We start from the raw sequence: 513 nt of genomic DNA, 5'->3' as shown, positions 1-513 counted from the left end.
CTATGGGATTAGTCCAAAAAGTTTCATTCAACAATTTGGCCCTTATATATGACACGGGCGCCAATCTTTTATTCAAGAATGGCGCCCTTTTGCGGCATAGTCAAATCAAGGTTCTTAAGTTAAAGTACTTTATTCACAAGCTCACTTTATATTTCACAAAATATGGTATGAACAAAGAGCCAATCATTAGTATAGTGAGTCCTATAGCAAGAGTCAAAATGAAATTAGTGAAAGGGGAAAGGAAATTAGTAAAAATCAACATTGGTATAACAGTCAGAGATACAAATGTAAACCTTCCAGGAATAGTTATACTGTGCTCCGCACCACACTTGTCACATATAATTGGTTTATTTCCCCATCCAAAAAACGATTTATAGATTTTACTCCAACCAAATTGCGCGTTGCACTTTTCACACTTTTGCAAAACTAATCACCACTCTTTTTATGTAATTACACATTAGCACCCTCGTATATTATTATTAACCAGAATTTTTCTGGCTTTAAAACTTTATA

The 513-nt window shown here is 33.9% G+C and carries 1 protein-coding gene; it reads right to left on the bottom strand.

What is annotated here, in order from left to right; translation table 11 throughout:
• Nucleotides 1–133: 133 nt before the first annotated feature.
• Nucleotides 134–424, bottom strand: coding sequence for a TIGR04104 family putative zinc finger protein (locus tag AC3G7N_RS22690; RefSeq protein WP_489424351.1), 291 nt, complete (start codon nucleotides 422–424; stop codon nucleotides 134–136).
• Nucleotides 425–513 lie beyond the last annotated feature (89 nt).

Source organism: Virgibacillus carmonensis (assembly GCF_057836705.1).
This window is presented reverse-complemented; position numbering and strand designations above follow the sequence as displayed.